The sequence below is a fragment of the Bacillus sp. FSL M7-1345 genome (assembly GCF_038006985.1).
GTDB classification, from domain to species: Bacteria; Bacillota; Bacilli; order Bacillales; family Bacillaceae_G; genus Bacillus_A; species Bacillus_A cereus_U.
On sequence record NZ_JBBOWG010000001.1, the window covers coordinates 1,169,719 to 1,195,936 of the forward strand.

Sequence of the window (26,218 nt, forward strand, 5' to 3'; positions counted from 1 at the left end):
AGAGGGTTTATATATTTGAACAGATTTACATTGAAATGGGATATAGGGCTGGCTGAAGAAGGAACTTTAGTTAGAGAATTTTTGAAAACAAAAGGGATTTCGAAAGCCGCTTTAACGGATATAAAGTTCCGTGGCGGAGCAATTGAAGTAAACGGTCAACACACGAGTGTTCGTCACAAGTTACAAGCTGGTGAAGAGTTACAAGTCTTTTTTCCAGTGGAGGAAAGAAGTGAAGGGATGGAAGTGGAAGAGATCCCTTTATGTATCGTATATGAAGATGACGCGGTTCTTGTTATAAATAAAGAAGCAAATATGTCGACAATTCCGTCTAGGGAGCACCCGTCAGGAAGTGTTGCGAACGCTATTTTACATCATTATGATAAACAAAATCTTGCAAGTACGGTGCACATTGTGACGAGGTTAGACCGTGATACTTCAGGGCTTATGTTAATTGCGAAAAATAGATTCGTTCACCACCTTTTATCGAAGCAGCATCAACAAAAAGGGGTGAAACGAACGTATGAGGCAATCGTTCATGGGACTATTTTAGAAGAAGTAGGAACGATTGACGCGCCAATCGGACGAAAAGCGGATAGTATTATCGAGCGAACTGTCTGTGAAGATGGTCAAAGAGCTGTTACTCATTTTAGAGTGATGGAGAGTTATTCAGATAAGACGCATGTAGCGCTTGAGCTCGAGACGGGAAGAACACATCAAATTCGTGTACATATGGCATATATAGGACATCCGCTACTTGGGGATGATTTATACGGCGGCCGAAGAGATGTGATAAAACGTCAAGCGCTTCATAGTACATCTTTGACGTTTTATCATCCTATTTTAGAAAAGGGAATGACTTTTACCGTAAGTATCCCAGAGGATATGCAATACGCTTTACATAACAATTAAAAGGGAACAAAATTCTTATCATAAAAAGAATTTTGTTCCCTTTTTTTTAGCGGAATAATATTAAAATTTGATGTTCACCAGTACGCTTTATAACGAAAAAGCCACTTTCAGCTTTTGTAGCAATGCCATCATCATTTGGACGACAATATCCGTGTGTTTCGCAAGTACCGTCATCACGTACTAACATTTGTCCAATTAATCCGACAGGAAGCCACTCAGTACGGTCTCTTCTTGATAGATACTTACAAGCTGGATTCCATTCTGTATTTAAAAGAGGTTGTATTTCTTGCGTATCCGTACGCGTATATTGACGTTTTCCGAAGCGGTCTGTTTTATAGCGTTTTTGCCAACTTAAAGCACCGCTATTTCCTATGAGAGCAGGAGTAGCGCTAGATATGCCTAATATGAATGTATCATTTGAAGTAGCTTTTCGAATTTTTTCTTCGTTACTAAATGTAATGAAATAACCGACATCAATAGGGCTATGATCTGCTGCCTCAAACATTTGTGCAAAATCAGTACCACCTGCATTGTAAGAAGCACCATCGATATACATTTCTCCGTTATGGGCAAGCCATTTGGCACCTATATTATAATCAGTGTCATTTGTCCCATTTGCAATAAACCAGGAATAAGCTTCTTCTGCTGTACCAAATTTCCCCATAATATGGCTGCCTGCAAAATTAGCTGTTGATGTATGATTTCCTTCCGCATGAGATGAGAATCCGTTAGCGATAGTTGCGGTTCCTTCTGCATGTGCTGCTTCGCCGAAAGCAATTGTATGCTTTCCTTCCGCGTGAGAATAAGGACCGCCTGCTGTCGTTTCGCTTCCTTCACTATGCGAACTATGTCCAGTTGCCTTTGTTTTTGAACCTTCTGCATGAGAAAAGGCACCCTCTGTATGAGTAAGAAATCCTTCTGCATGTGAGGCTATCCCGTCAGCCGTAGAGTGAAGGCCCTCCTTATATGCGTATCTGGCTACTTTTTCATTCTCAGCAGGAGTAGGTGAAAGTATAGGGGGCTGAGTGATAGTAGAATCCTCTTTTTTTATTTCATTGGTTAAAGTTAATCCCTCTTTTATTTTTGTTACTTGCTGTATAATATTGGTGGGAATTTCAGCTTGGGCTTTTTCTTTAATTGCTTTAGGAATTTCAGCCTGTGCTTTTTCTTTAATTGCTTTAGGAATTTCAGCTTGGGCTTTTTCTTTAGTTGTTTTAGGAATTTCAGCTTGGACCTTTTCTTTAATTGTTTCAGGAATTTCTTTGTTTATATTCTCCTGTAAATTCTTTGACTCAAGTATAGGCTCATTGTTATGAGAAAGGCGTTTCTTTTTTTGTAGTGCCTTTATTTTTCTGTTATCTATAATTCGTTTCATAACAGCATGTTCTAAAGAAATATATGTTCCTCTCGTTTTCCCTGTTTTTGTTTCCACACGTTCTTCTATCTCTTCAATAGCCGCAGCTCGTATGCTACACCAGTTGTTAATTCCATATATGGGATGATATAAAGGAGAGAAATTTCTTTTTTGTTTCGATCGTTTTTTCTTCATTCCGTCACCTCCTGCGACAGTATATGCCGCATAGTAAAAAAAAGATGCACTTCATAGCATCTTTTTTTACTGTATGACCGATTTTTAACGAGGAATTCGCCTAGAAATCATTCTTTATACGTACTCGGAATGAATTGTACAAAGGTAAATGTAATTATGAAATTGGGCGGAACTTCTCAGTGACAAAAGGTAGGGAAGAAGGAACGGAAATGGCCTCCATTTCAGGATAACGAAGTCCAGTTAGTTTGCCGCCAAATACAGCGCCGGTATCAATATTGATTGTATGATTCACAAAGCGAGGCTCGTTGACAGGTGTATGTCCATATATAATCCATGTTTCCCCCTTATACTCTTTCGCCCAATCTCGGCGTACAGGTGAGCCGTCAGGATGCTTTTCTCCTGTAATATCACCATATAATACAAATGTTTGCACTTTTTTATCATTTCTTTCTATGTAATCCTGACGAATGCCAGCATGGCATACGATTAATTTCTTGTTATCCAGTATGTGATACAGGGGGGACTGCTCGTAAAGCGTAATGAACTTTTCTTTTATGATTTGTTGTTTATTAGAAGGTAATGCTTCATATTCGGCAACAGTTGTTTCGAGTCCATGAGCGATTGAAACATTACGCCCAAGGAAAAAACGATACAGTTTATTACAGTGATTCCCAGGCGCATAATAAGCTTCTTTTCTATTTATTACGAGCTCCCATACGATTTCAATCATACGTAATGAATGAGGGCCTCGGTCTGTAATATCACCAACGAACGCCAGCTTTCGTTTGGCGTTATGTATAGGGAGACCACTAGCCCAGCTGTATCCTAGTTTCGTTGTTAAATCTCGAAACTCTTGGAAGCATCCGTGAATATCACCTATAATGTCATACTTCATATGTAAACCTCCAGTTCATCTTTTCATTAGTATATCTAAAATGAATATAGAAAAAAACATACCGGTTTTCCGATATGGTTCATTTAAACATAAAGATTTGTGTTCTTGAACGTACGTTTAAAATAAATCCAATAGCAATCATGTATGTGAGTAGTGAACTCCCGCCATAGCTCATAAGAGGTAATGTTATTCCTGTAATAGGGAGTAAACCGATTGTCATCCCAATATTTTGGAATACTTGGAAGGTGAACATTCCGATTGTACCAGCGCAAATATAACTACCGAAAGGTTCATTGCTTTCTAAAGCGATATGGATCATTCGGTAAATGAGTAAGAAAAAAAGTGAAATAATAACATTTGCTCCTAAAAAACCGAATTGTTCAGCGACATTTGTGAAAATAAAATCTGTATGTGGCTCTGGAAAATATACTTGTCCATTTTCCCATCCTTTTCCTTGCATTTCTCCTGATCCGGTAGCTAAAAATGCCTGTCTTAATTGGTATCCTTGTGAGTCATATTCGTAAGGGGATAGCCAGCCATAGAAGCGGTTTAATTGATACTCTTTTAAAATATGCTCTTTAAAGAACTCTGTATGAGTGAAATAAATATATATTAAGGTAGAGCCTATGACGAAAATGACGGAGGTTAATCCGAGGATAAGGCGCCAATGTATACCAGAAACTAAAATCATTGCTGCAAGCATCGCAGAGATTACCATAGTGTTTCCTAAATCAGGTTCTTTTGCGATTAAAAGTAGTGGAGGTAAACTAGCTGCGAATATTTTTCCAAGTAAAATAAAATCTTCACGAGTTGTCCGGAAAAAGTACTTTTCATTATGATTTGCTATAATTCGTCCAATGATGATAATTAAAAATAATTTCATAATTTCAGAAGGTTGAAAGTTTCCGATGCCTGGAAGTCTATACCATGCGGTAGCCCCTTTAATCGTAACGGCACCCGGAACTTGAAGTTCTAGACCAATAAGAAGTATGAGGGCAAAGCTATACAAATACCAAGCAATTTGTTTATATCGATCGAAATCAATAATCATAATAACGCCAATGGCCACAAATCCAATGACATACCATTGGATTTGTTTTAATGCAAAATTTATGTGTTGTAAAAATGGTGGTAAAGAAGCTTGTGCACTTGCAATAGCAAAGCAGCTAACAGTCCCAATGGCAAATAAAATAAAGATTAGTATGTAGTCTATTTGATATTGAGAGTTCGTATCTTTCACGGTATGTATTCCTTTCTATCGCCTAGTAAGTGTGATGATGACGTGATTGCAAAAAAATAATATGCAAGTAGACTGTTCATACATTTATTCCACTATTAATGGAAAGTCATACATAATAGGAAGGAATATCTCTTTTGTAATTATATTCAAGTTATAGGGGAGATGTACATCCGCATTTAGAATGAGGTTGGGATGTTATCGATAAAATTGGGAAAGCAGTAAAACTGGTCCAGTTTTACTGCTAAGGAAACAATTATGTAATTTTTTCAATAATAATTGATGCCCCCGTACCAACAGCTAGTGATAATACCGCCTCTATACCAATTACTTCAACTGATACTGGAGCTGTTGTAATTTGTGCAATCGCTTGGATAACGATAGGTGTTCCAAGTGAAACTAAGTTTCTTACAGCACCTGGTACTGTTACGCCATTCACTTGAATTTCAATGCCACCCAGTAAACCTGATGTTGCGGTATATACGATAACAGTAATTTTATATAATCCATTTTGGTGTATGGTGAAAGTATCGCTATCTAATTGAGTAATCGCTGTACCGAGCTGTGACCCAGCGGTATTAAATGGTACAGGCGTGTTAATCCCAACGTTGATGCTACTCGCAGCGGAGTTAAATGCGTACAATCCTGCTGGAAGTCCTAATCTAGATGGTCCAGTAGCACCAGTAGGTCCGGTAGTACCAGATGGTCCAGTAGCACCAGTAGGTCCGGTAGTACCAGTAGGTCCAGTAGCACCAGTAGGTCCGGTAGTACCAGATGGTCCAGTAGCACCAGATGGTCCGGTAGTGCCAGATGGTCCAGTAGCACCAGTAGACCCGATAGCGCCAGTCGGCCCAGTATCGCCGATTGGTCCAGTAGCACCAGTAGACCCGATAGCGCCAGATGGTCCAGTATCGCCGATTGGTCCAGTAGCACCAGTAGGTCCGGTAGTGCCAGATGGTCCAGTGTTGCCAGTCGGCCCAGTATCGCCGATCGGTCCAGTAGCACCAGTCGGCCCAGTGTTGCCAGTCTGTCCAGTGGCACCAATCGGTCCGGTAGTACCAGATGGCCCAGTCGGTCCAGGTGTCAAAGAAAATTGTGGAAATGCAGGGTCAGATGTGCTGGAAGATAAAGAGTCAACTGGATTTAAGCTGTTTGAATCATTATGATTGGACATAAATTCACCTCCGTAAATCTCTCGTTATATAATAGGTGAAAATTAATGAGAAAATGACATAGATATTTGTATACTTGAAAAGAAACTTTAATTATATGGAACAATATAAAAAAATGGAAAGTTTTGTGTGCATATAACATATGATTGAGATGGAACAGAGTAAGTATATGGAACATTATAAAGATGTACTATCTCCATCATAAGGGAGAGATGCATAATGAAAGGGATTATTTTAGCGGGCGGAACTGGATCGAGACTATATCCAATAACGAAAGTAACGAATAAACATCTACTTCCCGTTGGGCGGTATCCGATGATTTATCATGCAGTATATAAACTGAAACAATGTGAGATTACAGATATTATGATTATTACAGGTAAAGAGCATATGGGAGATGTTGTTAGCTTTTTAGGAAGTGGTCACGAATTTGGTGTGTCCTTTACGTATCGTGTGCAAGATAAGGCAGGCGGAATTGCGCAAGCGTTAGGGCTTTGTGAGGATTTCATCGGGAATAATCGTATGGTAGTTATATTAGGAGATAATATCTTTTCAGATGATATTCGTCCATATGTTGAAGAATTCACAAATCAAAAAGAAGGTGCTAAAGTGCTGCTTCAATCTGTAGAAGATCCTGAAAGATTTGGTGTGGCACATATTCAGGACCGAAAAATAATTGAAATTGAAGAAAAGCCGAAGAAACCGAAAAGTTCTTATGCTGTTACAGGAATTTATTTGTATGATTCGAAAGTCTTTTCTTATATAAAAGAATTAAAACCTTCCGCAAGGGGAGAACTTGAAATTACGGATATAAATAATTGGTATTTAAAACGAGGGGTACTTACTTATAATGAAATGAGCGGCTGGTGGACAGATGCAGGAACTCATGCTTCTCTTCAAAGGGCGAATACGTTAGCGCGGGATATAAACTTTGGGAAACAGTTTAATGGAGAATAGGTGAGAATATGAAAGTTGTAGACACAAATTTTACCGATGCGAAATTGTTAGAACCGAAGTTATTTGAAGACGATCGAGGTTTCTTTATAGAAAGTTATAATAAGAGGGTGCTAGAAACATTAGGAATTACGGATTCATTTGTACAGGATAACGTATCTTATTCAGCTAAAGCGGGAACGATTCGAGGACTACACTTCCAGAAAAAACCGAAAGCACAAACGAAACTCATTCAAGTTGTTCAAGGGGCAATTTATGATGTTATCGTAGATTTAAGAAAAGATTCACCAACCTTTAAACAGTGGAAAGGGTATATTTTAAGCGCGGATAATCACCGGCAATTATTAGTGCCAAAGGGATTTGCTCATGGTTTTTGTACGCTTGTACCTCATACAATTGTTATGTATAAAGTAGATGAGTATTATAGTGCTGAGCATGATTCAGGGTTGCTTTGGGAAGATAAAGAACTAGCAATTCCATGGCCGGTAACAAACCCTATTTTGTCGGATAAGGACCGCATATTACCATTACTTCAGGGATATGAAGATAGTTTTTAAGTAGGAGAGTTGTTTATGAATATACTAGTAACAGGTGGAGCAGGATTTATTGGAAGTAATTTCATTCACTATATGTTAAAAAACTATGAAACATATAAAATTATTAATTACGATGCATTAACATATAGCGGGAATTTAAATAATGTAAAGTCAATTCAAGACAATCCTAACTATTCATTCATAAAGGGGAAGATCCAAAATGGAGAGCTGCTGGAGCATATTATTAATGAACGTGACGTGCAAATAATTGTAAATTTTGCAGCGGAATCACATGTGGATCGTAGCATTGAAAATCCTATTCCTTTTTATGATACGAATGTAATCGGGACAGTCATCTTATTAGAGTTAGTGAAAAAATATCCACGTATTAAACTCGTGCAAGTATCAACAGATGAAGTGTACGGGTCTTTAGGGAAAACAGGGAAGTTTACCGAGGAAACCAAGTTAGCTCCAAATAGTCCATACTCTTCCAGTAAGGCGAGCGCGGACATGATAGCTTTATCTTATTATAAAACATATCAATTACCAGTCATAGTGACGCGTTGTTCCAATAACTATGGGCCGTATCAATATCCTGAGAAGTTAATTCCGTTAATGGTTACGAATGCGCTGGAAGGGAAAAAACTACCGTTATATGGTGATGGATTAAATGTAAGAGATTGGTTACATGTAACGGATCATTGTAGCGCGATTGATGTTGTTTTGCATCAGGGGCATTTAGGAGAAGTATATAATATAGGCGGAAATAATGAAAAAACAAATGTGGATGTTGTGGAACAAATTATTAATCTCTTAGGAAAAACGAAAAAAGATATTGAATTTGTTACAGACCGTTTAGGTCACGATCGTCGTTATGCGATTGATGCACAAAAGATGAAGAATGAGTTTGATTGGGAACCGAAGTATACGTTTGAACAAGGGTTAAAAGAAACGGTGGAATGGTATGAAAACAATACGGAATGGTGGAGACGACTAAAAGAAAAGTAAGGGGCATGTAAATGAAAGAGCGGGTTATCATAACAGGAGCAAATGGTCAATTGGGAAAACAACTACAAGAAGAGTTGAATCCTGAAGAATATGATATATATCCATTTGATAAAAAGTTACTAGATGTAACAAATATATCCCGAATTCAGCAAGTGGTACAAGAAATAAGGCCACATATAATCATTCATTGTGCAGCGTATACGAAGGTTGATCATGCTGAGAAAGAACAAGATCTTGCTTATTTAATAAATGCGATAGGAGCTCGAAATGTAGCGGTTGCTTCACAATTAGTAGGGGCTAAGTTAGTTTATATTAGTACCGATTATGTATTTCAAGGGGACAGACCGGATGGATATGATGAATTTCATAATCCAGCGCCGATAAATATATACGGGGCCTCTAAGTTTGCGGGGGAGCAGTTCGTTAAAGAGCTACATAATAAATATTTTATCGTTCGTACATCGTGGCTATATGGTAAGTATGGAAATAATTTTGTGAAAATGATGATGCGATTAGGAAAAGAAAGAGAAGAAATATCTGTTGTAGCGGATCAAATCGGCTCTCCTACGTATGTGGCGGATTTAAATATGATTATTAATAAGCTCATTCATACTTCTTTATACGGTACGTATCACGTATCAAATAGAGGCTCATGTTCTTGGTTTGAATTTGCTCAAAAAATATTTTCATATGCAAATATGAAAGTGAATGTATTACCTGTTTCAACCGAAGAATTCGGATCGGCGGCAGCGAGACCGAAATATTCTATCTTTCAACATAACATGCTACGATTAAATGGTTTTTTAGAAATGCCTTCTTGGGAAGAAGGATTAGAGCGGTTTTTTATAGAAACAAAAAGTCATTAACGAATTTAAGTTAATGACTTTTTTGTTTGCCTTTAAGAGGTTTTATGGTACTATTATTATAGTATCAGGTACTAATAACAAGTATAAGTATTTCTGGGAGGATATATCATGGAACTATTACAAGGGAAAACATTTGTTGTTATGGGCGTTGCGAACCAAAGAAGTATTGCATGGGGAATTGCTCGCTCTTTGCATAATGCAGGTGCAAAATTAATATTCACATTTGCAGGAGAACGTTTAGAAAGAAACGTTCGTGAATTAGCGGATACATTAGAAGGGCAAGAATCACTTGTATTACCTTGTGACGTAACGAATGATGAAGAACTTACAGCTTGCTTTGAAACGATTAAGCAAGAAGTTGGTACAATTCATGGTGTAGCACATTGTATTGCTTTTGCAAATCGTGACGATTTAAAAGGCGAATTTGTAGATACTTCTCGCGATGGATTTTTACTTGCACAAAATATTAGTGCATTCTCTTTAACAGCTGTAGCAAGAGAAGCGAAGAAAGTAATGACAGAAGGCGGAAATATTTTAACGTTAACATACCTTGGCGGCGAGCGTGTTGTGAAAAACTATAACGTTATGGGTGTTGCGAAAGCTTCATTAGAAGCTAGCGTGAAATATTTAGCGAATGATTTAGGACAACATGGCATCCGCGTTAACGCTATTTCTGCAGGACCAATTCGTACGTTATCTGCGAAAGGTGTAGGCGACTTTAACTCAATCTTAAGAGAAATAGAGGAGCGCGCACCACTTCGTCGCACAACGACTCCAGAAGAAGTTGGAGATACAGCAGTATTCTTATTCAGTGATTTAGCACGCGGAGTAACAGGTGAGAATATTCATGTTGATTCAGGATATCATATTCTAGGATAAATATAATATTTATTATAGTTTGTTAAAGGGCAGTCTCTAAATATTGAGGCTGTCCTTTTTAATTGTTCTCGGAAAGAACGATTTTTAACGAAAGTTCTTGCCGCGTGATGAATATAACTATAATAGTACACGATTTATCCAGCTACGTATGGAAGTGGGAGGGACGAGTGTGAAGAATAAAAGCTCAACAGTTGGAAAACCGTTGTTATATATTGCACAAGTAAATTTAGAACTTGCTGCACCGAAAATAAAAAGAATTATCCTTACAAACTTTGAAAATGAGGATAGAAAAGAGAAAAGTGATAGAAATGAAACTAGTGTAAGTAGTGAGGTGGAAGAGACAGTAGAAAAAGAAAAGCTTGAGAAAGAGGAGCAGCAAGTGGAGGAAGAAGTAGAAGAGGAACAAGAAGAGCAAGAGCAGGTGAGAACGGTCCCGCACAATAAATCATTTAAGGATATGAACAATGAAGAAAAAATTCATTTCTTATTAAACCGCCCTCATTACATTCCGAAAGTAAGATGTAGAATAAAAACAGCGACAGTCTCATATGTAGGATCTATTATTTCATATCGAAATGGTGTTGTATCAATTATGCCGCCAAATAGTATGAGAGATATTCGAGTATCTATAGAAGAGATAAAATCAATTGATATGGCTGTTTTTTAAATTATGTAAAGGTGGTAGATCAATTCTACCACCCAAATAGTTTTTTAGTTTACTTATTAAATAGTAACATCACGTAAGCACTGAATAGCGCAGAAACAGCTTAAGTCAACGGTAATACAAGTATTTGTACCGCGTAAAGTTGAAGTTGGTACATTTAAAAACGTACAAATTGGCTTGTCACCAGGTGCAAGAGAATCTCCGCCGATAGTTACAGTTAATACACGTAATACAGCACAGCTATCATCATCTACGCTCTCGACACGGAAAATCGGAGATGTACAGCTAGTAAGACTTCCTGATGGTGCAAATGCTTCAAAAACTTCTCCATTTTTTTTGTATAAAATAAAAGGACGTGTATTTGCTACTGATGAACTGCTGTGTGCTCCTAAAAATGGAATTTCGCAACCAGATCCGCATGTTGTAGTAGAACAATCTTGTAATTCATTGATAAATTTTACAACATCAGCTACGCAATGAGAAGAGCTATGGTGTTTATTTTCGTTACAACTCATTAATGTCACTCCTTATCTTCTTGTTTGTATTTACATTAATAAGATATTGGAGCGGAAGGGAATCGGTCACACTCTAAAGCGCTTTTTTTTTAAATAGGCTAAAGAAGGTAAGGGAAGGTGAAAGTATGCTATTTACAAGTTGGCTTTTATTTTTTATTTTCGCATTAGCTACTTTTCGATTAACACGCCTTATCGTTTATGATAAAATTACTGGCTTTTTGCGAAGACCGTTTATTGATGAGTTAGAGATTACAGAGCCAGATGGAAGTGTATCGACTTTTACAAAAGTGAAAGGTAAAGGTCTAAGAAAATGGATTGGAGAATTATTAAGTTGCTATTGGTGTACAGGTGTATGGGTTAGTGCTTTTTTATTAGTCTTATATAATTGGATACCTATCGTCGCGGAGCCGCTACTTGCATTATTAGCTATTGCAGGAGCAGCGGCGATTATTGAAACAATTACTGGATATTTTATGGGAGAATAATAAAGTGGAACTTTAACTATCGAGCTCTCTATTTCATACCGGCCTAACGTCCATGTTTTCTTTGCGTGTTGAGGTAGGAGATGCAAATAGCAGGATGAATTTTCATATTGAAAAAGCGGAGTTTAGGGGAGTGAGGGAACAAAAATAAGGAGTTGTTCATACAGTAAATAGACAGAATTGACAGTAGAGGAGATGTTTGCTGTGAGCAATAATCCAAGGCCAAATTCATATGATCTTCAGCAGTGGTACTACCTACAGCAACAGAAACAACAACAGGCATATCAAGAACAATTACAGCAACAAGGCTTTGTGAAGAAAAAGGGATGTAATTGTGGCAAGAAGAAAAATACAATAAAACAATATGAAGAATGAAACACTCATGTTAATGTGAGTGTTTTTCATTTAATAATTAAAAGTGGTATCTCAAATAAGAAATACCACTTGTAGTTAATCAATTTGTACGACTGTTAATGCAGCAGCGCGAATATCTACAATACCTTCTAATTCAACCGGTACGATTTGAATGAAATTACCAGGGTTTAAGTTAATGAGAACAGTACCACTGGAAACTTCTACTTCACCAGCACCAATAACGTTAGAGCGTACTGCTGTACCAGATCCAGGAATAACATTCTGCGGCGTATTTAATGATAAGAAAAAACGAGCCGCTGATGGTATAAAATTAGGATCATTAAAGTTTATTGATAATGTATAGCTGATTTGATAAATACCAGTTCTTTGGATTTTAATGCCATTTCCTACACTTACTGTATCATTTATTACTGGAACAGTGAGATCTGGATTTGAACTTGTACTAGGTAATAATAGTGGTGTGAATAATGAAGCGAATTGAGGGGCGAGAGCGTTGAATGCAAAGCCGAAAGCTGGCAAGGTACTAACGGCTTTTGCGTTGCAATCAATTTTATTAAATTTATATTTATCAGAAGAGAGCATGTTTTTCACTCCTTTATTTCTTCTACTTTTATTCAATGAAAGGGATAAGTTCTTTGTTCTAGACAAGTTCCTAATTTTATAAAAAATATATTAGTACCTTTTAAGCATGGATTGGGTGACAGAAATTTCTGCCACCCAATCCATGCTTAAATCATTATTCAGTTTTAAATCGTAACATCACGTAAGCATTGAATAGCGCAGAAACAGCTTAAATCAACAGTAATACAAGAATTCGTTCCCCTTAAAGTTGCAGTTGGAACATTTAAAAACGTGCAAATTGGATTATCGCCAGGTGATATAGGATCTCCGCCTATAGTTACGGTTAGTACACGTAATACAGCACAGCCATCATCATCTATGCTTTCAACTCGGAAAATAGGAGAGGTACAACTAGTAAGGCTTCCTGAAGGCGCAAATGCTTCAAAAAGTGTTCCAGCTTTTGTGTATAAAATAAAAGGACGTGTATTCGCTACTGATGCGCTGTTATGTGCTCCTAAAAATGGAACTTCGCAACCCGATCCACATGTTGTGGTTGCACATTCTTGTAGTTCATGTATAAAACGAACGACATTAGATACACAGTTGAAATCACAATCATGGTGATGATGATCTTCATTACAATTGCAGCTCATTATGTTCACTCCTTATCGTGAGTTCTGACATACACTATTACAATATGAACGGGATATGGTTGATATTACGTTAATTCTCAGGATAGAAACAGGGAATTTATATAGAGGGGATGTACATATCGTGATATGGAAAAAAAGACATCCTTATTTAGCGGATGTCTTTTCAGGTAAATCTTTTCGCGTAGTATATAAAAAACGAGATATATCTAGTTTCTTTCCTCTGAAAAATTGCGGGGAGGAAATATAAAGTTCTTCTTTAGCACGCGTAATTGCGACATAGAGTAATCGTCGTTCTTCTTCTAATGCTTCAGAAGTCTCCGTCACACGGTCATTGGCATCTTTTAAAGAAGAAGTATGCGGCAGTATGCCATCGCTTGCTCCGAGTAAAAAGACGCATGGAAACTCAAGGCCTTTCGCGTTATGAATCGACATAAGCGATACGGCATCTTTTTGCGGCATTGTTTTTAATGCTTCCATTTCTTTTTGACCTTGAATGGCCTCATTAATAAATTGTAAGTAAGCTGAAATATCCGTAAAGCGAGTTGCTGATTCCATTAATTCTTCTAACATCTCTTCTTGTATGTCCTTATGCATCGTAAAGGAAGAACGATCATTACTTTGTAAGTACTCTAAATACTTTCCTTTACCATGAATAATTTCTTTCAATGCTTTTTTCGGTTCAAGTTCTTTTATAAACTTAATAAAATCGATTCGCTCATTTACTTTTTTAACTTGAAAAGGTTTCAAGCTTGGGTTTAGTAATAGAAAATGAAGAAGAGAAGGGAAACGGCCCTCACCATATTTCCATTGTTCACGTTCAATAAATGAAATGCACTCATCACGGCCAATATACATTGTTGGTAATATATTTGAAAGTGATTCGAGGCGGAACGGTTCTAGCACGAGTCGTAAGTGATCTAATACGGGCCTAATTAAAGAATGCTCGTAGAACGATTGGCTCGCTCCATGTTTAATAAATGGAATCTTATGAATTGTAAGCTGATCAAGTAAAGAACGGCTTACAGAATGTGTACGATATAATAAACAAAAATCTTTATAATTTCGTTCACCACTATCTACTTTTTCCTGAATGAGTTGCAAAATTTGATTTGCTTCATCAAGAGTTGTCGCAGGTCGTGCATAAAACGGCTGCATGCCATCGTTACGAACAGAATATAGCTCTTTATCAAAACGTTCTTGATTGAGCTTAATAACTTCATTTCCAAGTCCGACGATAAATGGATTAGATCGATAATTCGTATTAAGTGCGATAATCGTTGTATTATCAAATTCCTTTGGAAAAGATAAAATAATTTGGTGACTTGCCCCTCGCCAGCCGTAAATCGCTTGATCGTCATCACCTGCGATAAATAAATTATTTCTTGGCGTGGCTAACAATTTTACAATTTCATATTGTGCATACGACGTATCTTGAAACTCATCTACTTCAATGTAATGAAAACGCTCTTGTAATTGAGTAAGCAGGGGAGCGTTATTTTCTAACAGATAATACATTTCTAATAAGATGTCGTCAAAATCGATATAATTGTACCGTTGTTTTACCTCTTCGAAACGTTCGTATACTTCTTTGAACTCTTGTTCAACCGGTGTTTTCGCTTTTACATCTTTCGGACGATTCAATTTGTTTTTCTCAAGTGAAATCATAGCGAGTATCGTTTCGGCATCATAAGCGTCTTTTAAGCGTAATTCTTTCAAAATTTTCTTTATCATAATTTGTTTATGTTTTTCATTTGCTAAAATTTGCTGATTATATCCTTGACTACGAAGCAATTTTAAAAAGACAGAGTGGAATGTACCAGCAACGACATAGCTACTTGCGGCATGATTCATACCAGGTAAATTCGCTACACGGCTTCGAATTTCTTCAGCTGCTTTTTGTGTAAACGTCAGCAGCAAAATATTTCGTGGATGAACATGTTTTACATTAACTAAATAACCAACGCGAGTTGTTAAAACAGATGTTTTACCACTTCCAGCACCAGCTAGTGTAAGGACAGGTCCTTCTGTCGTTTGCACTGCTTCTAACTGTTTTTCATTTAAATAAACACCTTGCTGTTCTAAAGCGCGGAAATACGCCGCATCTGCATCTTCTTCCATAATTAAATGGGTAGATGTTTTCGGAATATGATACGTCGCTTGCGGAATACCAGCGTGTGTTAACGGTTTTTGTGAAAATTTTTCTTGTGTCATATATTCACCTTCAAAACTATAGCATCAACATTTAACTTTAGCGGAAGAAAAAGAAAATAGCAATGTAAAAAACAGGAGGGGCTACCTCCTGCTACAAAATTACAATTCTTTTATCATTACGACGTGCGGGATATTTGCTTCCATAAATACATCAGAAGCCGTCACGTATCCTAGCTTTTTATAGAAAACTTCAGCATGTGTTTGAGCATGGAGTTTCAATTTCGGTAGAGACTCTTCTTTTGCATGCGCTTCAAGTGCATCCATAATGATTTTGCCAATACCTTTTTTGCGATGGGAGGCCAGTACGCAAATGCGTTCCATTTTTCCAACTCCATCAACAATGCGAAAGCGGCCCGCACCGACTGAAATGTCATTGTCATATACAACAACGTGCACCGAAGTATCTTCAAATTCATCATATTCTTCTTCAGAAGAAACACGTTGTTCTTCTACAAAAACCTGTTTACGTACAGAGAATGCATCACTTAGCTGCTCGTCTGTTTGTACGATTTGTGCGTGCAAATTAGTTGCTCCCCTTTCCAAGGTGGAATGTTTCATGTACAGTCCATGTTCCGTTTTCTAATTGATATAGAAGGTGGAAACGATCGATTGGTTGCTCATAATAGAAATCTTTCATACGTAATCGACCTAATACATCAGCGTGCTCTGCATCTGACAGGCTTTGACCGATTGTTAAATGAGGTACGAAAGAGTACTCGCGCTCTTGTGTAAAGAATCCATTATGCATTTCTTCATTTAAGAAAGTAAGTTCAGGTGTTTTTTCTACTTTAAAATAAAGAACATTATTAACAGGTGCGAATGAACCAACTTTTCCAACATGAAGGGTGAAAGGGTTCGTTTTGTTTGCGATTGTATGTAACTCATTCACAATCGATTCTAATTGTTCATCTTGCGTTTCAAAGGGTGTTTTCAATGTAATATGTGGCGGAACTAATGCGTAATGTGGATCATAACGTTTACGCAATCCGTTTGCTTTATCTTGAATCATTTTTGATGGGAAAATTACAATTCCTAATTTCATGTTCCAATTCCTCCCTTTGCAAGTCTAGTTAGATTTTGAGAATAAATCTCTTTATCTATTATATCAAATTATTCTGAATATCGCTCTCTATTATTTCATTGATAGAATATGAGAAAATGCTTTCGGTAAATCTGCTTGCCAATATTTCCATGTGTGATTCCCTTCAAACTCTTCATAATGCGTGATGAAATTTCTATCTGTAAGAAGAGTATTTAGCTCACGGTTCGGTTCTACGAAATCAGATACTTGTCCATCTGTGCGCTTGACAGCTGTTTCTTCTGTCCCAATGACGTGATAAAGTTCTAACGCCCCCGGATTTTTAAAGTCTCTTGCTAAGTTCATCACTGTTTCATCAACAAATGGTGACTGCATAACGACTTTACCGAATGTATGCGGATACATAAGTGCGGTCATGAAGGAAACTGTACCGCCAAGAGAATCTCCAATTAAAACGCGTCCTTTACCCATTTGATACGTTGGATAATTTTCATCAATATATGGAGCAAGCTCATGAGCAAGGAAACGAATGTAAGCAGCATTCTTTACATCGCTCGGGAAATATTTTTCCTTACGATCGTGTACATTTTTATATGGAATGCCGACAATAATTGTACGGTCGATTTCTTCAGTTTCACGAAGACGCTCAATTACACGGTGCGCTTTACCAAGCTGAAAATAATCTCTACCATCTTGTGCAATAACAACCGTATGCTTATGGAGAGGTGTGTAATTTACTGGTAAATAAACAAGAAGTGTAAGTTCCTCTTGAAGTGATGTACTAAAAAATGAAATTTCTTCAATTCTCCCTATTGTTTGATTCATGTAGATCCCCCTAAATAAAAATTTACTGTAATGATTGTAAGAGCGACGCTTGTAGTGAAAAGGAAAGAAATAATCACTAATAGGTGCCTTAATTTCTATTTTACCATAATGGTACGAAGAATCTAAAAAATTAGTATTTAAGTTATGAAAGAAAACGGATATAATGAAGTGGGATTTTTTACAGGTGAGAGGGGAGACAGGATTTGAAACAAGAAAGATCAATCGCACTACCATTAGCAATTTCCATTATAGCCATTTCATTCGCAGCTGTTTTTGTAAAGATGTCCTCAGCACCATCTTCAATTTTAAGTATGTATCGATTATGGATTATCGTACTTATTATGCTGCCTATCGTTTGGAAAAAACGGGAAGAGTTTAGTAAGATTCAAATAAAGGATTGGGGATTTTTAATTGGATCTGGTTTCTTTTTAGCACTTCATTTTCTTTTATGGTTTGAATCCTTAAAGCATACGACAGTAGCAAGTTCGACGATTATTTTAGCGCTGCAACCTATCGTATCTTTAGTTGGAGGTTTTTTTCTATTTAAAGAAAGAACAACCTATTCAGCAATTGCGACGATGGGAATTGCGATACTAGGCGTAATGTGTATTGGCTGGGGAGATTTAGGGCTAAGTGAGCAAGCAATTTATGGGGATATATTATCCTTTTTAAGTGTAATAGCAGTTGTCGGTTATTTATTTATCGGACAAACGACAGTAAAGAAAGTATCGCATTGGATTTATAGTTTCACTGTATTTGCCTTCGCTGGTATATTTATAGCGATTTATAACGTTATACTTCAAGTGCCATTTACAGGCTATACGAAGTGGGATTGGAGTATTTTTCTTTTACTTGCGATTGTACCGACAGTGTCACACGTCATTAATAATTGGTTATTAAACTACGTAAATGCAACAACAATTTCAATGAGTATTCTAGGGGAACCAGTTGGGGCATCTATACTAGCGTTCTTCTTACTTGGAGAAAAATTAAACGCAATGCAAATTATCGGTAGCATGCTCGTATTGTTTGGTGTATCTGTTTTCTTACTACAGCAACAAAAGCGAACAGCAAAAAATGTGGTGAACAAACCGGTGTATACACAGGAATTATAATGTTAGGGGAGAAAAGAGAAGTTGTGATACTTCTCTTTTTGTTTTATAGAAATTTAAGTGAAGAAGGGGGAGAGAAATGGAAGAGATATTAAAGAAGTATATGAAGAGTTTTACAACATTAAGTGAAGAAGAGCAGCAACTGATCCTCAGTGAATTACAAATTGAAGAATATAAAAAAGGAACAGTGCTCCTAAGACAAGGAGATGTTCCGTCTAAATGTTATTTTGTATTAAAAAGATGCGTGAGGCAGCACTGTATAGATGAAGCAGGGAGAGAGGTTACATCAAATTTTTATACAGAAGAACAAGCAATCGCAAATTTCAATCATCATAAACAAGATAAATCATCCCCGCATACGTTAACGTGTTTAGAAGACTGTATAGTAGTAGTTGGCGATCTGTATAGTGAAAAGGACATGTATAAGAAATATTCACAGTTAGAAGAAATGACGCGCCAAATGATTGAATACAATTTTGGTGAAGTACAAGAAGAACTTACATTATTTATTGCATCGACACCAGAAGAGCGCTACAAATCATTATTACAAAAACGCCCGCATTTAATTCATCGTGTTCCTCAATATCAATTGGCAAGTTATCTAGGTATTACGCCAGAATCATTAAGCAGAATTAAGAAACGACTCAAACAGTAGAGTTTTTTCCACCTCTAAGCAATAGCCATATACTAAATCCTAGTTCACCTGTGATCATCGGTAGTTGAAAGACAACGTTAAGAATGGAAATAATCGCATCATATTGTGAAAACATCGTATTCATTACGTTAATGATGATATAGCCGATTGCAGCAATGAGCAGTAATATACTAATAGTCTTCGGTATGTTTGTAGATTGAAAGGTTACGTATCCTAAGGTGAGAAGATGTAAGCCGAAAATGATTAATCCTACAGACCAAATGTATTCAAAAGCTTCTAGAAATAACGTTGTATATGCTTCTGAATTAGCAACTGTGCTTTTTGAAAGAAGTAATACAAATGTTAAATTGAATATAGCAATACCAAGTATAGCTGTATACATAAGACGAAGACAGGCAGCTAGTAATGAGAGGCTAGTATAGATAGGTTTTAGAAAGAAATAAAGAGCCCACGAGGCGATAATATCCGTAATGAAAATGATAATCCATCCGAAAATTTCTGCTTTGAAAAGTGAACTTGAAGTTTGAATATTATGGAGTGTCGTGCTCGCATCTCCTTGTACAACGAGATTTCCGTGAACAAAACTGTAAGAAAAAAATGCAGCGAATGCCATAATGAGAAGAGAAGTACCAGCAAATAAGGCAAACTTTCGTTCATTCATATGTCGTCCTCCTATTTCAATATTACTTTTATTTTAATAAGAGAAGGAGGGGAATTCATTGACTTAAATCAAGAGAGGAGGGAGCGTAATGGAATTTCCATCAAAAAAAGATGCGTGGTTATATCCAATCTTTTTCATTGTTTTAGGCACATGTTTCGCTCTAATTTTTGCAGGGAGAGAATACTTTCTCTTATTTTTTACAATTCCATTAGCTATACTGTTTAGTTGGAGTTGGTTTTCAACAAAATATATTGTAGGGGAAGAAGAGATTACTATTAGATCTGGTTTCGTTAAAAAACGTATTCTTATAAGGGATATAAAGCGAATTTCAGATACGAAAAATCCAATCGCAGCTCATGCACTATCATTCGATCGATTTGAAATTCTATACGGATCATATGAAACAGAACTTATTTCTCCAAGAAATAAAGAAGAATTTATTTTGTTGTTAAAAAGAAAAAATCCTGGAATTGAAATAAATAAAGAGAGTGGATTCATATCCACTCTCTTTATTTCACTTTGGATTTGTCATATAAGGTTGTACGTGAACGACACATAAGTCGCGGAATTTTCCTTCAGCAGTTGTGACAATTACGACTGCTCTTCCTGCACTTTTTCCAGTAATCGTTACCGTATCACCTTTTGGATAGATTGTGATGACATCAGAATTCATATTTGTCCAAATAAGCTCTTGGTTCGTCGCTTGCATTGGCAAAACGGAAGCTGATAACTCAGTACTTTGCCCAGTTTTTATTTTTAACTTATTTTTTCCCATATGAACACCGATAACTGAAATAACAGAAGGAGCAATTGAAATTTTGGGCGGATTAGGTTGTATGTTTAAACGAGAAGTAGAAGTATTTGTGATAGGTGAAAATTTTCTTATATGCTTTTGCTGGAAAGCTGCTAACATTGGTGGAGTCCCCTTTCTGTATAAGTGCTGATACTCATACTATAAAGGAGTAGTGTTATGTTAAATTTAACGAAACATAAAGAATTTGTTAAATTTGAGAAGAAGATTGTCGAACTGTAATAAAAAAAGCTCTGCTGTTACGATAACAGCAAAGCTTTTTTATAGACTATGACTATGTTGTTTTTCGAAATCCTCAAATTGCTCTTCAACTTCTTTTGAAGGTTGTGTTAGTAAACTAACGATTATGATTGCTAGTAAACTAATTGTGAAACCAGGAATCATTTCATATAAGAAGTTTGTTAAGAATTTAAATTGAGTCCATATAATAACAGTCGCGGCACCAGAAATCATACCAGCAAGCGCGCCCCATTTCGTCATACGTTTCCAATATAGACTTAATAAAATAGCTGGTCCGAATGAAGAACCAAATCCAGCCCAAGCGTATCCAACAAGAGCCAAAATCGTATCATTTTGTTTAAGCGCTAATGCACACCCAATTAAAGCAATACCAAGAACAGCCATACGACCGACAAATACAAGTTCTTTATCAGAAGCATCGCGCTTAAAGAATGTTCTATATAAGTCTTCTGTTACTGCACTTGAAGTAACGAGAAGTTGAGAAGAGATTGTACTCATAATAGCTGCTAAAATAGCCGCTAATAAAAATCCAGTAATAAGCGGATGGAATAAAATACTGCCAAGTTCAACGAAAATCGTTTCTGGGTCAGAAAGTTTTAAACCCGCTTTTGAATAGTATGCGATACCGATAAGACCAGTAAACATAGCTCCGACAACAGAGAAAATCATCCAGCTCATACCGATTCGGCGTGCGCTTTTAATTTCTTTTACAGACGAAATTGCCATAAAGCGTACGATAATATGAGGTTGTCCAACATAACCAAGGCCCCATGCGAATAATGAAATAATGCCTAATACAGAAGTGCCTTTAAAAATATCTAATAATGTTGGATCGATAGATCTAATAGTGTCAAATGCTGGACCAAGTCCGTTTACATGCATAATTGTTACGATTGGAACAAGAATAAGAGCGACTACCATAATGATTCCTTGTACGAAGTCTGTCCAACTTACAGCTAAAAATCCACCAAATAATGTGTAAGCTACGACAACACTTCCAACGATAAGAAGGCCAACATGGTAATTGAGTCCAAATGAATTTTCGAATAATACAGCGCCGGAAACAAATCCTGAAGCTACATAAAATGTGAAAAAAATCATAATAACAAGTCCAGATACGAGGCGTAGCATATGAGATTTGTCGTGGAAACGGTGTTCTAAAAATTCTGGAATAGTAATAGAGTTGTTTGCAATTTCTGAGTAGGTACGTAAGCGAGGAGCGACATAGATCCAGTTTGCGTATGCGCCAAGTGTTAGGCCAATCGCAATCCAGCTACTACTTAATCCAACGCTAAACATTGCACCGGGTAAGCCCATTAAAAGCCAACCGCTCATATCAGCTGCTCCAGCACTTAATGCTGTTACTGCGGGGCCTAGTGTACGCCCGCCAAGCATATAATCTGTTAAGTTGGACGTTCGTTTATAGGCAAAATAGCCGATAACTAGCATCCCGAGCATGTAAATAGAGATAGAAGTTAAAATTAACATCTGCGTACTCATGTAGTTCCCCTTCCTTTTGTCATGTCTTTTGATGCATTTTGCATATTTATAATCTATCATGATTATTCAGAAAAATCCATGCGCAAATAAGAATTTTCTGAAATTTAAGCGTTTTTTGACATCTTTTTACTTTTGGGATATATAACTTTCTGGCAAAAAACCTTAATTTTAATAGAGTATTTACTATTTTTACATAAAAACAGGTTGTTTTGTCAATATAATATCGAACGAAGAAATAATATTTTTTTCGGAAAAAGTATTGACTTATTAGAAATGTGAGGAATATAATGAGTGCAACTTAAAAAAATGCAAGCGTTGATGAAGAAGAGTACACATGATGAACATGTCAGAGAGCTGATGGTTGGTGCGAATCAGTATGGGATTGATGTGGAATGGGCTTCGGAGCTTCCAAACCGAAACGAAAGAAGTAGGCTTTGGCGACATGATCTCATCGATACAAGAGACACGTATTATTTTTTGATACGGCAAAGTGCGTTACATTCGTAACGAATTAAGGTGGCACCACGGGAGTACCCGTCCTTTCTATAGGATGAGTACTCCCTTTTTGTGTATAAAAAATTAAATAAATTAAATCGTTTAAGTAAGAAGAGTACGTATAATGGAGACGTTACAGAGAGCCGGGAATAGGTGGGAGCCCGGTGCGGTGCCATATACGGAATGGGCTTACGAGAGGTATGCTGAACAATTTCTATTCAGTAGGCAACCCGGGTTCCGCCGTTACAAGGATAAGGTATATATTTTGTACCTGAATAAAGCGGGATGCTTTTGCATCCAACCTGAGGTGGTACCACGGTAAATTTATCGTCCTCTACATATTTCGATATGTAGGGGACTTTTTTATTTTTCAGAGTGAGGTGAAAGGCATGATGACGAAAGAAGAATTTATGAAGCAAAAAGAACAAGGAAAAACATTTTTAGTAATCGCTGAAGAAGAAGGAGATAGCATTACGCCAATTTCTTTATATAGACGTATGAAAGGGAAGAAGAAGTTTTTACTAGAAAGCTCACAGCTTCATCAAGATAAAGGACGCTATTCTTGCTTAGGATGTAATCCGTATGGTGAAGTGAAAAGTGTTGGTACGGAAGTGGAACGAACGATTTACAGCCAAACAGAAAAGCTGCAAGGTAACGTACTGCAAGTGTTAGAAGAGGTAATCGCACCATCGCTAGTAGAAAGTCCATTCCCATTTTGCGGAGGAGCAGTTGGTTATATCGGCTATGACGTAATTCGGCAGTATGAAAATATAGGAGTAGACTTACATGATCCATTAAATATTCCAGAAGTACACCTTTTACTGTATAGCGAGTTTATCGTTTACGATCATTTACGCCAAAAACTATCGTTTGTATATGTATGCAAGGAAGATGAATCAGCTTCTTATGAGGAAGTATACGAGAGATTGCAACGATACAAAGAAGAAGTGCTAAACGGAGAAGAAGAGAAGGTGAGTGAAGTAATATCATCTTTATCATTCACTTCTTCAGTAACTGAAAAAGAATTTTGTGAAATGGTAGAAACAGCGAAAGAATACATTCGGGCAGGAGATATTTTTCAAGTTGTATTATCCCAGCGTTTGCAAAGTGAATGTAAAGGAGATCCATTTGCATTATACCGGAAACTTCGAATTGCAAATCCATCACCATATATGTTCTATATCGATTTTCAAGATTATGTTGTGCTTGGCTCTTCGCCAGAAAGTTTACTATCAGTAAGAGACGATAAGGTGATGACAAACCCAATTGCCGGTACGAGGCCGAGAGGGAAAACGAAGCAGGAAGATGAGGAAATCGAAAAAGAACTGTTAGGAAATGAGAAAGAGCGGGCGGAGCATATGATGCTTGTGGATCTAGGCCGAAATGATATTGGCAGAGTAAGTGAAATTGGCTCTGTGACAATAGATAAATATATGAAAGTAGAGAAATACTCTCACGTTATGCACATTGTATCTGAAGTTTACGGAACATTGCGAAAACAAATGAGTGGATTTGATGCATTAGCGTATTGTTTACCAGCTGGCACAGTATCAGGTGCTCCGAAAATAAGGGCGATGGAAATTATTAATACGTTAGAGCATGAAAAAAGAAATGTATACGCCGGAGCAGTTGGATATATTTCATTCTCAGGAAATCTTGATATGGCGCTAGCAATTCGAACGATGGTTGTGAAAGATGAGAAAGCGTACGTTCAGGCAGGAGCGGGTATCGTCTACGATTCAGACCCTGTAGCTGAATATGAAGAAACATTAAATAAAGCGAGAGCGCTTTTGGAGGTTATGAAATGATTGTACTGATCGATAATTATGATTCATTCACATATAACTTGTATCAACTATTAGGCGAGTACGAGGAAGAAATTGTTGTAGTAAGAAATGATCAAATAACAATTGAACAATTAGAGGAGATGAAGCCGAAAGGAATTGTGCTATCACCAGGACCTGGAAAACCAGAAGATGCTGGAATTTGTATCGATGTTATTCGTCACTTTTATAAGAACGTTCCCATCTTAGGAATTTGCCTTGGCCATCAAGCAATCATATCCGCATTTGGAGGAGAAATTGTTAGAGCAGAGCGTATTAAACACGGAAAAACATCGCGTGTGAAACATAACGGAACGTCAATCTTTTCGTACGTTACGCAGCCGCTAACAGCGATGCGTTACCATTCACTCGTCGCAGCGCAAAATGGTTTGCCGCAGTGTTTTGACATACTCGCGACAGCGATGGATGACGGAGAAATCATGGCAGTTCGTCACAACTATTATCCGCTCTTCGGATTACAGTTTCACCCAGAATCAATTGCAACAGAAGAAGGCGGAAAGTTAATACGTGCCTTTTTAGCAGAAGTGAAAGAGGAGGAGAGAGTATGAACAGTTATCTTCGAAAGTTAGTAGAGGGACAACATTTAACAGAAGAGGAAATGTATGAAGCGGGACTTCTTTTATTAAGTGACAACATATTGGAAAGTGAAGTTGCAGCTTTCTTAGTATTGCTGAAAGCGAAAGGCGAAACAGCAGAAGAAATATACGGTCTCGTTCGTGCTCTTCGCGAAAAGGCATTACCGTTTTCAAATCATATAAAAGGCGCGATGGACAATTGCGGAACGGGTGGTGACGGTGCGCAAACATTCAATATTAGTACAACATCGGCATTTGTACTTGCCGGAGCTGGTGTAAAGGTTGCGAAACATGGAAACCGCGCTGTTTCTAGTAAAACAGGAAGTGCTGATTTATTAGAAGAACTCGGTGTAAACATTAGTTGTACGCCAGGTGAGATTGACTACTTATTAGAAAATGTAGGGATTGCCTTCTTATTTGCACCAGCGATGCATCCAGCATTAAGACGCATTATGAAAATAAGAAAAGAATTAAACGTTCCGACGATCTTTAACTTAATTGGACCGCTGACGAGTCCGGTTAATTTAGAAACACAATTTGTCGGTATTTATAAACGAGATATGTTATTGCCGGTAGCGGAAGTATTGCAGAAACTAGGCAGAAAACAAGCGCTCGTCGTAAACGGAAGTGGATTTTTAGATGAAGCATCATTACAAGGAGAAAACTGCGTCGCTATTTTAAAAGACAATGAAATAATTGAAATGAGTATTGCACCAGAAAACTACGGTTTTTCAAGAGTGAAAAATGAGGAAATTAGAGGCGGAAATTCAAAAGAAAACGCAAAAATTACGCTCGGAGTATTGAGCGGAGAAAAAAGTGTATACCGCGATACCGTTTTACTAAATGCAGGGCTTGCTCTTTTCGCAAACGGAAAAGCGGAAACGATTGAAGAAGGAATTAAACTAGCGGCACATAGCATTGACTCCGGAAAAGCATTAGAAAAATTAAACTTATTAATTACAGCAAGCCATGAAAAATTAGAAAGGGTGAATTAA

At 37.2% G+C, this 26,218-nt stretch carries 28 protein-coding genes, 1 pseudogene and 2 other annotated features; of the genes and pseudogenes, 15 read left to right on the top strand and 14 right to left on the bottom strand.

Annotation, left to right across the window (positions count from 1 at the left end; translation table 11 throughout):
- Positions 1-15: 15 nt before the first annotated feature.
- On the top strand, positions 16-909 hold the full coding sequence (locus MHB76_RS06065; protein WP_002202767.1) for an RluA family pseudouridine synthase: 894 nt from the start codon (positions 16-18) through the stop codon (positions 907-909).
- Between the two features lie 46 nt (positions 910-955).
- On the opposite strand, the gene MHB76_RS06070 is transcribed toward MHB76_RS06065, so the two are convergent.
- The 4 genes from MHB76_RS06070 to MHB76_RS06085 form a co-directional block, all read right to left on the bottom strand.
- Positions 956-2,458: a peptidase G2 autoproteolytic cleavage domain-containing protein gene (locus tag MHB76_RS06070; protein WP_078173313.1), complete on the bottom strand. Its 1,503-nt coding sequence runs from the start codon at positions 2,456-2,458 to the stop codon at positions 956-958.
- 154 nt (positions 2,459-2,612) lie between these two features.
- A complete protein-coding gene (gene prpE, locus MHB76_RS06075; protein ID WP_078173312.1) occupies positions 2,613-3,353 on the bottom strand; it encodes a bis(5'-nucleosyl)-tetraphosphatase PrpE in 741 nt (246 codons plus the stop codon).
- A 79-nt stretch (positions 3,354-3,432) separates the two neighbouring features.
- Positions 3,433-4,593, bottom strand: coding sequence for an FtsW/RodA/SpoVE family cell cycle protein (locus MHB76_RS06080; RefSeq protein ID WP_088098801.1), 1,161 nt, complete (start codon positions 4,591-4,593; stop codon positions 3,433-3,435).
- A gap of 253 nt (positions 4,594-4,846) precedes the next feature.
- Positions 4,847-5,764: a BclA C-terminal domain-containing protein gene (locus MHB76_RS06085; protein ID WP_340985984.1), complete on the bottom strand. Its 918-nt coding sequence runs from the start codon at positions 5,762-5,764 to the stop codon at positions 4,847-4,849.
- Between the two features lie 217 nt (positions 5,765-5,981).
- Here MHB76_RS06085 and MHB76_RS06090 point away from each other — a divergent pair, with 217 nt between their 5' ends.
- The 6 genes from MHB76_RS06090 (at position 5,982) to MHB76_RS06115 (ending at position 10,672) form a co-directional block, all read left to right on the top strand.
- Positions 5,982-6,719 carry a sugar phosphate nucleotidyltransferase gene (locus tag MHB76_RS06090; RefSeq protein WP_002158873.1) on the top strand — a complete coding sequence of 246 codons (738 nt, stop codon included), beginning with the start codon at positions 5,982-5,984 and terminating at the stop codon, positions 6,717-6,719.
- A gap of 8 nt (positions 6,720-6,727) precedes the next feature.
- Positions 6,728-7,273 carry a dTDP-4-dehydrorhamnose 3,5-epimerase gene (gene rfbC / locus MHB76_RS06095; RefSeq protein WP_002202762.1) on the top strand — a complete coding sequence of 182 codons (546 nt, stop codon included), beginning with the start codon at positions 6,728-6,730 and terminating at the stop codon, positions 7,271-7,273.
- A gap of 15 nt (positions 7,274-7,288) precedes the next feature.
- On the top strand, positions 7,289-8,260 hold the full coding sequence (gene rfbB, locus MHB76_RS06100; protein ID WP_340985987.1) for a dTDP-glucose 4,6-dehydratase: 972 nt from the start codon (positions 7,289-7,291) through the stop codon (positions 8,258-8,260).
- Positions 8,261-8,271: 11 nt separating this feature from the next.
- On the top strand, positions 8,272-9,126 hold the full coding sequence (rfbD, locus tag MHB76_RS06105; RefSeq protein WP_078173308.1) for a dTDP-4-dehydrorhamnose reductase: 855 nt from the start codon (positions 8,272-8,274) through the stop codon (positions 9,124-9,126).
- A gap of 108 nt (positions 9,127-9,234) precedes the next feature.
- The gene (fabI, locus tag MHB76_RS06110; protein WP_002158869.1) at positions 9,235-10,005 is read left to right on the top strand and encodes an enoyl-ACP reductase FabI; all 771 of its coding nucleotides are present in this window, start codon (positions 9,235-9,237) and stop codon (positions 10,003-10,005) included.
- Between the two features lie 148 nt (positions 10,006-10,153).
- Positions 10,154-10,672: a CotO family spore coat protein gene (locus tag MHB76_RS06115; RefSeq protein WP_033714251.1), complete on the top strand. Its 519-nt coding sequence runs from the start codon at positions 10,154-10,156 to the stop codon at positions 10,670-10,672.
- Positions 10,673-10,728: 56 nt separating this feature from the next.
- Here MHB76_RS06115 and MHB76_RS06120 read toward each other — a convergent pair whose 3' ends face one another.
- Positions 10,729-11,184: a CotY/CotZ family spore coat protein gene (locus MHB76_RS06120; RefSeq protein WP_078173307.1), complete on the bottom strand. Its 456-nt coding sequence runs from the start codon at positions 11,182-11,184 to the stop codon at positions 10,729-10,731.
- 125 nt (positions 11,185-11,309) lie between these two features.
- Here MHB76_RS06120 and MHB76_RS06125 point away from each other — a divergent pair, with 125 nt between their 5' ends.
- Positions 11,310-11,669: a DUF1360 domain-containing protein gene (locus MHB76_RS06125; RefSeq protein ID WP_002202757.1), complete on the top strand. Its 360-nt coding sequence runs from the start codon at positions 11,310-11,312 to the stop codon at positions 11,667-11,669.
- 192 nt (positions 11,670-11,861) lie between these two features.
- Positions 11,862-12,041: a cytochrome C oxidase subunit III gene (locus MHB76_RS06130; RefSeq protein WP_078173362.1), complete on the top strand. Its 180-nt coding sequence runs from the start codon at positions 11,862-11,864 to the stop codon at positions 12,039-12,041.
- 75 nt (positions 12,042-12,116) lie between these two features.
- Here MHB76_RS06130 and exsF read toward each other — a convergent pair whose 3' ends face one another.
- From exsF to MHB76_RS06160, 6 genes are all read right to left on the bottom strand, one after another.
- Entirely contained in the window at positions 12,117-12,623 is a 507-nt protein-coding gene (exsF, locus tag MHB76_RS06135; protein ID WP_002158865.1) for an exosporium protein ExsF, read from the bottom strand.
- A 164-nt stretch (positions 12,624-12,787) separates the two neighbouring features.
- Positions 12,788-13,255 carry a CotY/CotZ family spore coat protein gene (locus tag MHB76_RS06140; protein ID WP_002202755.1) on the bottom strand — a complete coding sequence of 156 codons (468 nt, stop codon included), beginning with the start codon at positions 13,253-13,255 and terminating at the stop codon, positions 12,788-12,790.
- Positions 13,256-13,399: 144 nt separating this feature from the next.
- Positions 13,400-15,466: an ATP-dependent helicase gene (locus MHB76_RS06145; protein ID WP_002201354.1), complete on the bottom strand. Its 2,067-nt coding sequence runs from the start codon at positions 15,464-15,466 to the stop codon at positions 13,400-13,402.
- Positions 15,467-15,565: 99 nt separating this feature from the next.
- Entirely contained in the window at positions 15,566-15,988 is a 423-nt protein-coding gene (locus MHB76_RS06150) for a GNAT family N-acetyltransferase (RefSeq protein WP_078173306.1), read from the bottom strand.
- Position 15,989: 1 nt separating this feature from the next.
- Positions 15,990-16,508 (bottom strand): YjcG family protein, encoded by a 519-nt coding sequence (locus MHB76_RS06155; protein WP_002201352.1) that lies wholly within the window; start codon positions 16,506-16,508, stop codon positions 15,990-15,992.
- 90 nt (positions 16,509-16,598) lie between these two features.
- Complete coding sequence (locus MHB76_RS06160; RefSeq protein WP_002158859.1) at positions 16,599-17,330, bottom strand: alpha/beta hydrolase; 732 nt, start codon at positions 17,328-17,330, stop codon at positions 16,599-16,601.
- 203 nt (positions 17,331-17,533) lie between these two features.
- Between MHB76_RS06160 and MHB76_RS06165 the strand changes: the two genes are divergently transcribed.
- Both MHB76_RS06165 and MHB76_RS06170 read left to right on the top strand, forming a co-directional pair.
- The gene (locus tag MHB76_RS06165) at positions 17,534-18,445 is read left to right on the top strand and encodes a DMT family transporter (RefSeq protein ID WP_002158858.1); all 912 of its coding nucleotides are present in this window, start codon (positions 17,534-17,536) and stop codon (positions 18,443-18,445) included.
- A 76-nt stretch (positions 18,446-18,521) separates the two neighbouring features.
- Positions 18,522-19,097 carry a Crp/Fnr family transcriptional regulator gene (locus MHB76_RS06170; protein WP_078173305.1) on the top strand — a complete coding sequence of 192 codons (576 nt, stop codon included), beginning with the start codon at positions 18,522-18,524 and terminating at the stop codon, positions 19,095-19,097.
- On the opposite strand, the gene MHB76_RS06175 is transcribed toward MHB76_RS06170, so the two are convergent.
- Positions 19,087-19,758 (bottom strand): DUF4386 domain-containing protein, encoded by a 672-nt coding sequence (locus tag MHB76_RS06175; protein WP_078173304.1) that lies wholly within the window; start codon positions 19,756-19,758, stop codon positions 19,087-19,089. The genes MHB76_RS06170 and MHB76_RS06175 overlap by 11 nt on opposite strands.
- Positions 19,759-19,846: 88 nt before the next feature.
- On the opposite strand from MHB76_RS06175, the pseudogene MHB76_RS06180 reads away from it, so the two are divergent.
- Positions 19,847-20,236: pseudogene (locus tag MHB76_RS06180) on the top strand (PH domain-containing protein); the annotation flags it as partial.
- Between the two features lie 36 nt (positions 20,237-20,272).
- Here MHB76_RS06180 and MHB76_RS06185 read toward each other — a convergent pair.
- Both MHB76_RS06185 and putP read right to left on the bottom strand, forming a co-directional pair.
- Entirely contained in the window at positions 20,273-20,671 is a 399-nt protein-coding gene (locus MHB76_RS06185; protein ID WP_002201348.1) for an Ig-like domain-containing protein, read from the bottom strand.
- Between the two features lie 159 nt (positions 20,672-20,830).
- Positions 20,831-22,309, bottom strand: a complete 1,479-nt coding sequence (putP, locus tag MHB76_RS06190) for a sodium/proline symporter PutP (protein ID WP_078173303.1) — start codon at positions 22,307-22,309, stop codon at positions 20,831-20,833.
- Between the two features lie 306 nt (positions 22,310-22,615).
- Positions 22,616-22,854: a binding site (T-box leader), on the top strand.
- A 42-nt stretch (positions 22,855-22,896) separates the two neighbouring features.
- Positions 22,897-23,142: a binding site (T-box leader), on the top strand.
- 51 nt (positions 23,143-23,193) lie between these two features.
- Here putP and trpE point away from each other — a divergent pair.
- From trpE to trpD, 3 genes are read left to right on the top strand one after another with little or no spacing between them, the layout of a single operon-like run.
- Positions 23,194-24,612, top strand: a complete 1,419-nt coding sequence (gene trpE, locus MHB76_RS06195) for an anthranilate synthase component I (RefSeq protein WP_016104196.1) — start codon at positions 23,194-23,196, stop codon at positions 24,610-24,612.
- Positions 24,609-25,196, top strand: a complete 588-nt coding sequence (locus tag MHB76_RS06200; protein ID WP_002158848.1) for an aminodeoxychorismate/anthranilate synthase component II — start codon at positions 24,609-24,611, stop codon at positions 25,194-25,196. The genes trpE and MHB76_RS06200 overlap by 4 nt, the downstream gene beginning before the upstream one ends.
- Complete coding sequence (gene trpD, locus MHB76_RS06205) at positions 25,193-26,218, top strand: anthranilate phosphoribosyltransferase (protein ID WP_340986000.1); 1,026 nt, start codon at positions 25,193-25,195, stop codon at positions 26,216-26,218. Before MHB76_RS06200 ends, trpD begins: the two co-directional genes overlap by 4 nt.

Coding starts and splice junctions, on each gene's coding strand:
- MHB76_RS06070 (WP_078173313.1), bottom strand. CDS start 2,458: ATGAAGAAAAAACGATCGAAACAAAAAAGAAATTTCTCTCCTTTATAT.
- prpE (WP_078173312.1), bottom strand. CDS start 3,353: ATGAAGTATGACATTATAGGTGATATTCACGGATGCTTCCAAGAGTTT.
- MHB76_RS06085 (WP_340985984.1), bottom strand. CDS start 5,764: ATGTCCAATCATAATGATTCAAACAGCTTAAATCCAGTTGACTCTTTA.
- MHB76_RS06090 (WP_002158873.1), top strand. CDS start 5,982: ATGAAAGGGATTATTTTAGCGGGCGGAACTGGATCGAGACTATATCCA.
- rfbC (WP_002202762.1), top strand. CDS start 6,728: ATGAAAGTTGTAGACACAAATTTTACCGATGCGAAATTGTTAGAACCG.
- rfbB (WP_340985987.1), top strand. CDS start 7,289: ATGAATATACTAGTAACAGGTGGAGCAGGATTTATTGGAAGTAATTTC.
- rfbD (WP_078173308.1), top strand. CDS start 8,272: ATGAAAGAGCGGGTTATCATAACAGGAGCAAATGGTCAATTGGGAAAA.
- fabI (WP_002158869.1), top strand. CDS start 9,235: ATGGAACTATTACAAGGGAAAACATTTGTTGTTATGGGCGTTGCGAAC.
- MHB76_RS06115 (WP_033714251.1), top strand. CDS start 10,154: ATGGAAGTGGGAGGGACGAGTGTGAAGAATAAAAGCTCAACAGTTGGA.
- MHB76_RS06120 (WP_078173307.1), bottom strand. CDS start 11,184: ATGAGTTGTAACGAAAATAAACACCATAGCTCTTCTCATTGCGTAGCT.
- MHB76_RS06125 (WP_002202757.1), top strand. CDS start 11,310: ATGCTATTTACAAGTTGGCTTTTATTTTTTATTTTCGCATTAGCTACT.
- MHB76_RS06130 (WP_078173362.1), top strand. CDS start 11,862: ATGTTTGCTGTGAGCAATAATCCAAGGCCAAATTCATATGATCTTCAG.
- exsF (WP_002158865.1), bottom strand. CDS start 12,623: ATGCTCTCTTCTGATAAATATAAATTTAATAAAATTGATTGCAACGCA.
- MHB76_RS06140 (WP_002202755.1), bottom strand. CDS start 13,255: ATGAGCTGCAATTGTAATGAAGATCATCATCACCATGATTGTGATTTC.
- MHB76_RS06145 (WP_002201354.1), bottom strand. CDS start 15,466: ATGACACAAGAAAAATTTTCACAAAAACCGTTAACACACGCTGGTATT.
- MHB76_RS06155 (WP_002201352.1), bottom strand. CDS start 16,508: ATGAAATTAGGAATTGTAATTTTCCCATCAAAAATGATTCAAGATAAA.
- MHB76_RS06160 (WP_002158859.1), bottom strand. CDS start 17,330: ATGAATCAAACAATAGGGAGAATTGAAGAAATTTCATTTTTTAGTACA.
- MHB76_RS06170 (WP_078173305.1), top strand. CDS start 18,522: ATGGAAGAGATATTAAAGAAGTATATGAAGAGTTTTACAACATTAAGT.
- MHB76_RS06175 (WP_078173304.1), bottom strand. CDS start 19,758: ATGAATGAACGAAAGTTTGCCTTATTTGCTGGTACTTCTCTTCTCATT.
- MHB76_RS06185 (WP_002201348.1), bottom strand. CDS start 20,671: ATGTTAGCAGCTTTCCAGCAAAAGCATATAAGAAAATTTTCACCTATC.
- putP (WP_078173303.1), bottom strand. CDS start 22,309: ATGAGTACGCAGATGTTAATTTTAACTTCTATCTCTATTTACATGCTC.
- trpE (WP_016104196.1), top strand. CDS start 23,194: ATGATGACGAAAGAAGAATTTATGAAGCAAAAAGAACAAGGAAAAACA.
- MHB76_RS06200 (WP_002158848.1), top strand. CDS start 24,609: ATGATTGTACTGATCGATAATTATGATTCATTCACATATAACTTGTAT.
- trpD (WP_340986000.1), top strand. CDS start 25,193: ATGAACAGTTATCTTCGAAAGTTAGTAGAGGGACAACATTTAACAGAA.